The 9,210-nt window shown below is 46.1% G+C and carries 9 protein-coding genes and 2 pseudogenes; 5 read left to right on the plus strand and 6 right to left on the minus strand.

Features of this window, described 5'->3' with window-relative positions:
* The first annotated feature begins 106 nt into the window (after positions 1–106).
* Entirely contained in the window at positions 107–1,348 is a 1,242-nt protein-coding gene (locus tag HUJ19_RS07115; RefSeq protein ID WP_290623023.1) for a pepsin-like aspartic protease, read from the plus strand.
* A 19-nt stretch (positions 1,349–1,367) separates the two neighbouring features.
* Here the strand turns inward: HUJ19_RS07115 and HUJ19_RS07120 are convergent, their stop codons facing one another.
* From HUJ19_RS07120 to HUJ19_RS07130, 3 genes are all read right to left on the minus strand, one after another.
* Entirely contained in the window at positions 1,368–3,143 is a 1,776-nt protein-coding gene (locus HUJ19_RS07120) for an SLC13 family permease (protein WP_290623024.1), read from the minus strand.
* A 101-nt stretch (positions 3,144–3,244) separates the two neighbouring features.
* A complete protein-coding gene (gene rarD / locus HUJ19_RS07125) occupies positions 3,245–4,165 on the minus strand; it encodes an EamA family transporter RarD (protein ID WP_290623025.1) in 921 nt (306 codons plus the stop codon).
* 379 nt (positions 4,166–4,544) lie between these two features.
* Positions 4,545–5,006: a thioesterase family protein gene (locus HUJ19_RS07130; RefSeq protein WP_290623026.1), complete on the minus strand. Its 462-nt coding sequence runs from the start codon at positions 5,004–5,006 to the stop codon at positions 4,545–4,547.
* A 222-nt stretch (positions 5,007–5,228) separates the two neighbouring features.
* Between HUJ19_RS07130 and HUJ19_RS07135 the strand changes: the two genes are divergently transcribed.
* The 3 genes from HUJ19_RS07135 to queG all read left to right on the plus strand — a co-directional run bounded on the left by HUJ19_RS07135 (position 5,229) and on the right by queG (position 7,246).
* Complete coding sequence (locus HUJ19_RS07135) at positions 5,229–5,669, plus strand: c-type cytochrome (RefSeq protein ID WP_290623027.1); 441 nt, start codon at positions 5,229–5,231, stop codon at positions 5,667–5,669.
* Positions 5,670–5,742: 73 nt separating this feature from the next.
* Positions 5,743–6,057, plus strand: a complete 315-nt coding sequence (locus tag HUJ19_RS07140; protein ID WP_290623028.1) for a c-type cytochrome — start codon at positions 5,743–5,745, stop codon at positions 6,055–6,057.
* 40 nt (positions 6,058–6,097) lie between these two features.
* Positions 6,098–7,246, plus strand: a complete 1,149-nt coding sequence (gene queG, locus HUJ19_RS07145; protein WP_290623029.1) for a tRNA epoxyqueuosine(34) reductase QueG — start codon at positions 6,098–6,100, stop codon at positions 7,244–7,246.
* Here the strand turns inward: queG and HUJ19_RS07150 are convergent.
* Positions 7,243–7,921, minus strand: a pseudogene (locus tag HUJ19_RS07150) (YoaK family protein). The gene queG and the pseudogene HUJ19_RS07150 overlap by 4 nt on opposite strands.
* A gap of 179 nt (positions 7,922–8,100) precedes the next feature.
* On the opposite strand from HUJ19_RS07150, the gene HUJ19_RS07155 reads away from it, so the two are divergent.
* Positions 8,101–8,508, plus strand: coding sequence for an SRPBCC family protein (locus tag HUJ19_RS07155; RefSeq protein ID WP_290623031.1), 408 nt, complete (start codon positions 8,101–8,103; stop codon positions 8,506–8,508).
* An 18-nt stretch (positions 8,509–8,526) separates the two neighbouring features.
* Here the strand turns inward: HUJ19_RS07155 and HUJ19_RS07160 are convergent, their stop codons facing one another.
* Positions 8,527–8,895 (minus strand): STAS/SEC14 domain-containing protein, encoded by a 369-nt coding sequence (locus HUJ19_RS07160; protein WP_290623032.1) that lies wholly within the window; start codon positions 8,893–8,895, stop codon positions 8,527–8,529.
* 33 nt (positions 8,896–8,928) lie between these two features.
* Positions 8,929–9,153: pseudogene (locus tag HUJ19_RS07165) on the minus strand (hypothetical protein); the annotation flags it as partial.
* Positions 9,154–9,210 lie beyond the last annotated feature (57 nt).

Below are 9,210 nucleotides of genomic sequence, written 5' to 3' on the forward strand. Positions count from 1 at the left end.
GCTTTTCAGCAATAAATACACCTAAACTTAGAGCCTCAATTGAGGCTCTTTTTTTTGCCCATAGCTTTCTTCTGAGACAGGAAAAATAATCATGCCCAAGGACACCATGAAACTGCCGATTTCGATTGTACGCGCAAAGGGGGGTTATTGTGTGCCGATTGAAGTTGGTTGCAATCAGGAAGTCGCGCATCTGTTACTGGACACCGGAAGCAGTACCATTGCCGTAGAAACTCAAGCATACGACCATGCCAATGACTTTTATCTAGAGCCTACGTCCTATGCTCAAGCCATTACTTACGGCTCCGGAGGTTGGGCTGGCCCAGTGGTCAAAACGCATCTCTCATTGGAGCATGGCAACAAACGAATGCTGCTTAAAGATGCGCATATTTCAGTGATTAAAACAGAGCAGCAAGACAACTTCTTTGGTGCGGATGGCATTCTTGGCCTAGGTTATCGAGAATTAAATAAAGTCTATGACTTAACTGAACATTTTACCCAGCGTAATATTGATCCTGCCCACACTTACCCTTGGCCATTTGAGATTGAATCTAGCAAACATGGTGTACGTCAGTTTCGCCAACAACTCAAAAACTATCCCAGAAAAAATCCCAAAGCATTCTTCACACAACTCGAAGAACAAAAAATCAGTAAAAACAAATTTGCTCTTTATACCAAGCGCTCGATTGTTCATGTTGCTGATCCTACTTATACCGAAGAAGACTTGCATGCCGATCCCTTAAATCAAGGACTGCTGATTCTCGGCGCAGGTGAAGTCCATCGTGAACTTTACTATGGCAATCTGGAAACGATTGATGTGGTACATGACAACTACTACAACACCAAACTGCTTTCGATGCAGGTAGGCAATGGTCGTGAAATTGCCGCCCCACCAATTCAGGATAATTATCGTAGCAAGGGTCGCTCCAATAGCATCATTGACTGTGGCTCCAGTTTTCTGGTTCTGCAGCGCTATTTATATCAAGAATTAATGGATGCGTTAATTGATCTGAATGTTGATTTCATTCGTCATATCGAACGCTTCACCAATGCCAATCAGTCTGGCAAAGGCTACTTCCCAACCGATCTCGATTTAGCCCAATGGCCTGACATTCATTTTTATTTCCTAAGCCCTTATGGCGAAAAAATCCGCATGAGCTGTACGCCTGACAACTACTGGCAGATTAATGCACTGGAACATGGCCGGGCCTATTTTATGATCATGGATCAATTGAAAAACTGGCCTGATATGTCGATCATGGGTTTGCCTTTGATGAGCGACTATTACTGCGTGTTTGATCGTGAATACGATGCCAACGGTGTGATTAAAGTTGCCAAGGTGAAACTCTAATCACCTCGGCAGATTTGCTCTAGAAAGGAAAAAATAACGGAATGACCGCGGTCGCCAACAACGCAAAAATAACATTCAACGGAATACCAATTTTCAGGAAGTCTTTAAATTTATAACCGCCCGCGCCATAGACGAATGTGTTGGTCTGGTAACCAATTGGCGTTGCAAAACTGGCACTGGCCGCAAACATCACAGCCATAATGAAAGGTCTGGGATCCAATCCTAATTGTTCAGCAAGGGCGATGACCAGTGGGCCAATTAATACAGCTACTGCATTGTTGCTCACCATTTCTGTGAGCATCGAAGTCAGAACATAAACCGCAAATAACAACCCAATCGGCCCAATATTATCGGTGATCCCAACCACGGCACCGACCAACAATTCAGCCGCTCCCGTTTTCTCCATACCCAAACTTAGCCCCAGCATTCCGAAAATCAAAAACAGAATGCGCCAGTCAATGGCATCAAAGGCTTCATCAGGATCGACGCATCGCGTAATCATAACGATGGTCGCGCCAATAATTGCCAATCCTGCAATGGGCAATACATTCATAGCCGCCAAGATCATAACACTGATAATTGTAATAAAGGCAATTGGCGCTTTGCCCCGACGGATGGGGCGGTCTTGCGGTTCGGTCAAATTAATGACATTGCCGTCTTCCAATAATCGCTTAATCCCCTCAGCAGATCCTTCCAACAATAAAGTATCACCAAACTTTAGTTTGATAGCCTCAAAGTTTTCATTCAAGTTTTCATCGTTACGGTGAATGGCAATAACATACACACCATATTTATGCGCCAGCCCTAAGTCAGCAACACGCCGTCCTATCAGACGAGACTTTTCACTGATACTGCCTTCCATCAGCAAGGATTCGCTGGCTGTTACCGGCTCAATCCCTTTGGGTAGCGAAGTGCTGAACTCTACCTGACCATCCTCTTTCAGACTCAAGAGTTCGCTGGCATCTGTTTTTAGAATAAATCGGTCGCCAGCCTTTATTGTCAGATCATTCATGCGCCGTCTAACTGAAAAATTTCGTCGTACCATATCCAATATGCGTGCTCCCTCTACTGGTAATGGGAAGTCTTTAACTGGCTTACCGATATGGTTGGAATCGGCAGGAATAAATATTTCTGCGATGAACTTTCGTTCAGGCTGACTGTTCACCACATCAGCCAGTGAATAGCGATCCGGCAACAGAAAACGGCTAGCCAGCAACATATAAACAAACCCCACCACAACAAAAAATAAAGCGGGGAGGGTCATTTCAAACATGCCAATTTCTGGCTGTCCATGCTCAGAAGCGACGGTACTCATCAGAATATTGGTCGAGGTTCCGACCAGCGTTAAGGTGCCGCCAAAAATTGAAGCAAAAGATAAGGGGATCAGTAGCTTGGAGGGTGCCATATTGATGCTGGCTGCTAACGAAATCACCACTGGCGTCAGCATGATGACAATCGGCGTGTTATTCATAAAGGCTGACGAGATCATGCTGAAAAACATGATCACCAATAAAGAGCGAAGATAGGACCCTTTTGCACTGCGTTTAAGAATGTTACTTATAATTTGCAGCACACCAGTGCGCTCAAGAGAGGCACTGATAATAAACATCATGGCAATGGTCATTGGCGCACTGCTGCTGAAAACCGACAGAAACTCACCGGTATCGAGAATACCCACCACCATCAGAATCGCCGATGAAGCCAGGGCAATCACCTCCGGTGGATACTTTTCCCAGATAAAAGCAATAAAGACTGCTAATACCAGTGCAAAGACAAAAATGACTTCGAGGGTCATACAAACTCCGTTTGTACTATGACTTAATCAGTAGTCCCTTCAATTTATCATAAATCCGCCTTTCGCCAACACGATTATTGCTCAAGTCCTGGACCCTAAATTTACTGATTTTCCATTAACTTAGCAGCTGATTTCCGATCTCGACGTTTTTGGTTCTGCTGCCTGACTACCCCAATGGTGTAGACGATTAATCCTGCCCAGATTAATGCGAAAGTGATCAGCAGCTCGGTATTGAAGGTCTCCTTAAAGGCGAACACCGCCAGCAGGAAGGTTAAACTTGGCGCAAGATATTGCATAAAGCCAATAGTATTGAGTGGCAATAACCTGGCTCCGGCAGAGAATAGGGCCAATGGAACTGTGGTAATGATGCCACCCGCCAGCAGTAACCAGTCGATGCGAGCTGATGTGTACAGGAAAGCACCGCTTTCTGTGTACCATAAATAGAGGATATAGCCTGCCGTGATTGGCAGTACGATAAGAGTCTCAACCAACAATCCCTGCAATGGACCAATATTGACCTGCTTGCGCAACAGCCCATAAACCCCGAACGAAAAGGCCAGCCATAGCGAAATCCAGGGCAGGCTACCTAGCGAGACAATTCGGTAAAGTACGCCCAAGGTTGCCAAAATTAAGGCTACCTTGCTCCAAGTGGTCAGCTTTTCCTTTAAGAACATAATTCCCAAAGCAACGCTGAACAGCGGATTGATGAAGTAACCGAGGCTGGTTTCCAGCACTCGTTCATTGGTCACCGCCCAGGTGAAGGCCAGCCAATTACCGGAAATTAACACCGAGGTGGCGATAAGAATGCCAATGGTTTTCTTATCCTGCAGGATATTTTTCGGAAATGGCCGCTTAATGGCCCACATAATAAGCAGCACCACCGGCACCGACCAGGCCACCCGATGCGCCAGAATCTCAAGCGCCGAGACCCCTTCAAGAGCCTTAAAATAAATAGGTGCCAGCCCCCAGATAACAAAGGCCAGAATGCCGTAAATGTATCCCGCGCGATTTATATTTTGCATGAAATTCTCTTTTTTAAACTGTCTTCTCTTAGCACTCTGCTTTTAAAAGACTATCTTTATAAACTAATAAGCAGGTGCAGTAGACTGACAAAGCCGACGATATGCACCAGATACCCCGTTAAAAGTTAGCCTCAATATTCAAAATTATAGTGTAAATTGGGCAGGATAGCCCAATTTAGCAAATTCGAAACAAGGATGTTTCGTTTTGCGGCACGTTAAGTGATTTTGGATAGTGAGGGAAGCGCAAAGCGCCTAACTTTTAGGGCGAGTTTTTTGGTTCGTTTTTTGCTCGTAAAAACGACCAAAGGAAGCCCCTTTAGGGGACATGAACGTTGAAAACACCCAGCTATAACGTTAATTCGACAGGTTACGGCTAACGCTAACCCACCATATAAGTGCCGGTTCCCACCGCAATTAATGATCCTTCATTATTCTCCAGCTCCATACGCACCACGGCGACCTTACGGCCGGCACGCAGCAGTTGAGCCTTGGCAAAAAAATGTTCGCCTTTACCTGGCCGTAGATAGTCCACCCGAATATCAATGGTACTTAGTTTGGCCAGCTTGGTTTTCAACTGGGGCAAATGAGTGGCCGGGTTATCGTGCAAAATTCCTACTGCAGCCATAGTCCCGCCAACCATATCCAATGCCGAAGAAATCACGCCGCCATGAAGAATTCCGTGATAGTAATTACCTACTAACTCCGGCTTCATATCAAACTTGATGACACATTCCTGTTCACTGACGCTATCGTACTCAAGGCCAATATGGCGATTGAAAGGAATCTTATTGACCAGCGCCTCGCCGAGCATCTTGAGCGCTGTTTGCTTTAGAAAACCCATAAACTCCCCAACCAAGGCTTTTGCGCTAGTTTGCCTGATCTCAGGCTAAAAACCTATGCCTAATTCAAAGGCTTGCGATCACTGTTGAATCTGGCTATTTTTTGCCCTTGATAGCTGATGACTATTTGATCGTTTGCCAATAACCGTTATAATCTGCGCCACATGAATGCCTGCTTCTCGCATCGAGGGCACAGGCAACAGGCATATACAGAGAGAGATGTCATGACAAACTTGAAAAACGTATTAGTTTTTATCGCCAGTTTCACACTAGCTGGCTTTGCCGGAATCGCTACTGCAAAGCACATGAGCGACCACAATATTGAAGAACGCTTGAAGCCTGTTCACAGCGTTTATGTTGAAGGTGACGAAGTACCACAAGTTGCTAACGCAGCTCCAGCAGCCGCAGGCGGTGACTCTTCAGCAGCACGTTCTGGCGAGCAGATTTACAACACTTACTGCATGGCTTGCCACACCACTGGCGCAGCAGGCGCTCCTAAAATTGGTGTTGCCGCAGACTGGGAAGCTCGTACAGCAAACGGTATCGAGTCAGTTTACTCTAATGCAATCAATGGCTTAAACGCGATGCCACCACGTGGTACTTGCGCAGACTGCTCTGACGATGAAATCAAAGCAACCGTTGATTACATCCTAGAAAGCCTATAATCATTACAAAAAAGCCGATCAACCTGATCGGCTTTTTTGTGCCTGCTATTTACGAAACCTCCGTATCATCGCCATGAAACCAACTCTTTTATCGATCTCTGCCGCATCATTGCTATTACTATCCGCCTGCACCCCAGAACCACAGGAACGCACCGGCGAAAGCATCTATTACCAGTCCTGCTTCAGCTGTCATGAACGCGGCCACGGCGGTGCACCGATTCGCGGCAACATGGAACAATGGCAGGTACGTCTCGATAAAGGCGAAGAAGCCATGATGACCAGCATGATCGAAGGCTACAAAGGCATGCCACCCAAAGGCGCCTGCTTCGATTGCAGCGAAGCCGACCTGCAAATGGCCCTCGACTTTATGTTATTGCCGAAGGAATAGCGTTACCATGTCTTCATGGTAGTATTCGCAACCACTAATAATGCCCCTAACCGACCAACAACTCGAACAGATCAAACAAACGGCGGTTGAGCTGGCGCAACAGCATGGCTTTCAGGATCTTCGCGTTTCCGATACCGACACCAGCGGTTACTTCGAGCGTTTCAAGCAGTGGGTTGATGATGGTTATCATGGCTGTATGTCTTACCTTGAGCGCAATCAGGAACTGCGTCAGAATCCTGCGGAATTGCATCCCAATACCTGTCGCGTCTTGTCGTTACGCTTTGATTACCTCAATGACAACGCCAGTTTCACCACACCGCTTAAAGACAAGTCTCTTGCGAATATTTCACGTTATGCCCTAGGACGCGACTACCACAAATTGATGCGCAAGCGATTGCAGCAGGTGATTGAAGCCTTAAAAACCACGCTGAATGATGAAGTCGATTTGGATTACCGCGTATTGGTCGATAGCGCACCGGTGCTGGAAACCGCTTTCGCTGAAAAGTCCGGGCTAGGCTGGAAGGGCAAGCACACCCTGATTATCAATAAGGATGCTGGCTCCTGGTTTTTCCTGGGTGAAATCTTTATCAACTTGCCGTTGCCGGTGGATGAACCCGGCGAAGATATGTGTGGCGGCTGCACTTCCTGTATCACACTGTGTCCGACCAATGCCATTCTTGATGATCGTAAAATTGATGCCCGTCGCTGCATTTCTTACCTGACCATTGAAAATCAGGGAGCTATCCCCGAAGAACTTCGTCCGTTAATGGGCAACCGAATTTATGGCTGCGATGACTGCCAGCTGGCCTGCCCCTGGAATCGTTACTCAGAGCAAACCCAGATCGACGACTTTTCACCGCGCCATGATCTGCACAAAGTTTCGCTGACCACGCTTTGGAGCTGGGACCAACAAACTTTCCTCGACAATTTTCAGGGCAGCCCGATTCGTCGCATCGGCTATCAAAACTGGCTGCGCAACCTCGCCGTCGCTATCGGCAACTCGCAACAAACATCAATGATTGACGCTCTAAAAGAAAAGTACTCAGAAGCCAACGATATGGTGAAAGAGCATATCGACTGGGCCATTGACCAACTCAGTCATCCCGACCAAACCGACACCAGCACCATTGATAAAAAGACTCAAAAACTGATTAACTGCGTCACAGTGATGCTGCCAAGAGATGCTTAAGACCCTACTTTTTTATAAGCTATCTTCACGTTATAAATTCGATAACCAATCCCTAACACCAGCACAATCGCGCTGGGAATGATCAAGGCATTAAAGACCAGGTCGTCGAATAACACAGCACCAATGACACCACCAACCACGAATCCACTAATGATAATCAGAAATAAGATAGCTTTTCGTTTATCAAATGACTCGCCTCGCAGCTTTGCTCCAAACATGATCCCCAGATCAGTAAAAATACCCGTTACATGAGTGGTTCGCACAATGGCTCCGCTATAAGTTGTAGCCAGTGCATTTTGTAAACCGCAGGCCGCTGACGCCAAATAATGACCAGCGATTGCGCCGTCGTTGAGTAGCACCAAAGCACCTAGTAATAAGATGCACTCGAGGTATAAAGCTGTATCGTAATGTCGGCCAAGCCGTAAGGTGCTGCCATGTAAGATAAAGCCAGAAAGTCCCGCCCCCAGAAAAAAAACTGACCAGTACGGCAATAAGATGAAGAACATTCTGCGCGGATGAGCTGATTAACTCGGTGCCAAGCAGGGTTGCTGTACCGGATAAATGTGACACTGACTGATGCTCAAAACCTAATAACCCCACCGCATTCACATAACCGGCGACAAAGGCCAAAATAAAAGCACCAAACTCAACCCAGCGAGGAAGTTTTGAAATCACGACAACACCATTAAAATTTTGAGAACAGCAGGAAGAGTCTAAGAATGTACGACTTGGGTCATCTTTTTACAAGCTGTTGGCCAAAACTTCGAACTACTTCTATCCCTCTTCTTTTTTTTATCGGGTAAGATATTCATCATTCGACAGTACAGACGACAATGCATAGGATTGCTAGTTTCATGAAAATCACCGTAACCACCACCATAAAAGCTGACTTAAATACTGTATGGGATTGTTGGAACAACCCTGAAGATATCAAACAATGGAACACTGCTTCCGAAGATTGGCACACCACACAAAGCATGGTCGATCTTCGCGAAGGCGGCAAATTCACATCACGGATGGAAGCCAAAGACGGCAGCATGGGTTTCGATTTCACAGGCACCTACACTAAAGTCGACAAGCCCAATCGCATAGAATATGTCATGGACGATGATCGTGAAGTATCAATCGACTTTAAACAAGCCGATCAAGGCGTCACAGTTACAGAAGTTTTTGATGCGGAAGATCAACACGATCCAGAATTTCAGAAACAAGGTTGGCAAAGCATTCTTGATAACTTCGCGAAATATGTTGAGTCAAAATAGAGTGGCAAGCTAACTCAACTACTCACCAAACAAAATCCAGCGTCGTGCCGCTTCAAACTCATCAAAGGTAAAGTTTCTGATCTGAGCACTGATAAAATGATTGCCGATTGATTGTGCAAAAGAACCCACCGGCGAGTCAGTAACGAAAGCGATTCGTTTAACGCTTTTATGATGCTCCCGAACAAAGCGAAGATGCGACACCAATGCTGCAAACGAAGCCCAACCTGGAAATGAGCGCGTGCGAATGATTAATCCTTTTAGCGAACCGTTCTTCTCAATCACCGGATCAATTAATTGCGCCGCCAACCGAAAATCATTATCGGTTAAGGCACCATCCGGTTCCAAAATCACCAATGCATGATCTGCATCAATTTTCACATTCAACATATCCGTATCTCCCTCGTCTATTTCCACCCCATATTAATCCGAATTGGTCACCAAGTGAATAATATTGGACGGACTCGAAATCCAGAAACCCTTAAAACCCTCCGGCAAAGGCTCAATTTCATCGCAACGAACAACGTCGCTCTCCTGAAAGTATTCAGTCGCAGCATCCAAATCATCCGTCACAACCTCCAGCCAGATCTCCGCCTGACTCACCGTTTCCACACGATCAATCCACAACACCTTATCGCCAAACTTAAAACAATTAATGGGGTCACCCATAAGTCGCTAGCTGTCAATAGGGTGAGTTTAATCGAA

Source organism: Kangiella sp., assembly GCF_014762745.1.
In the GTDB taxonomy this organism is placed as follows: domain Bacteria; phylum Pseudomonadota; class Gammaproteobacteria; order Enterobacterales; family Kangiellaceae; genus Kangiella.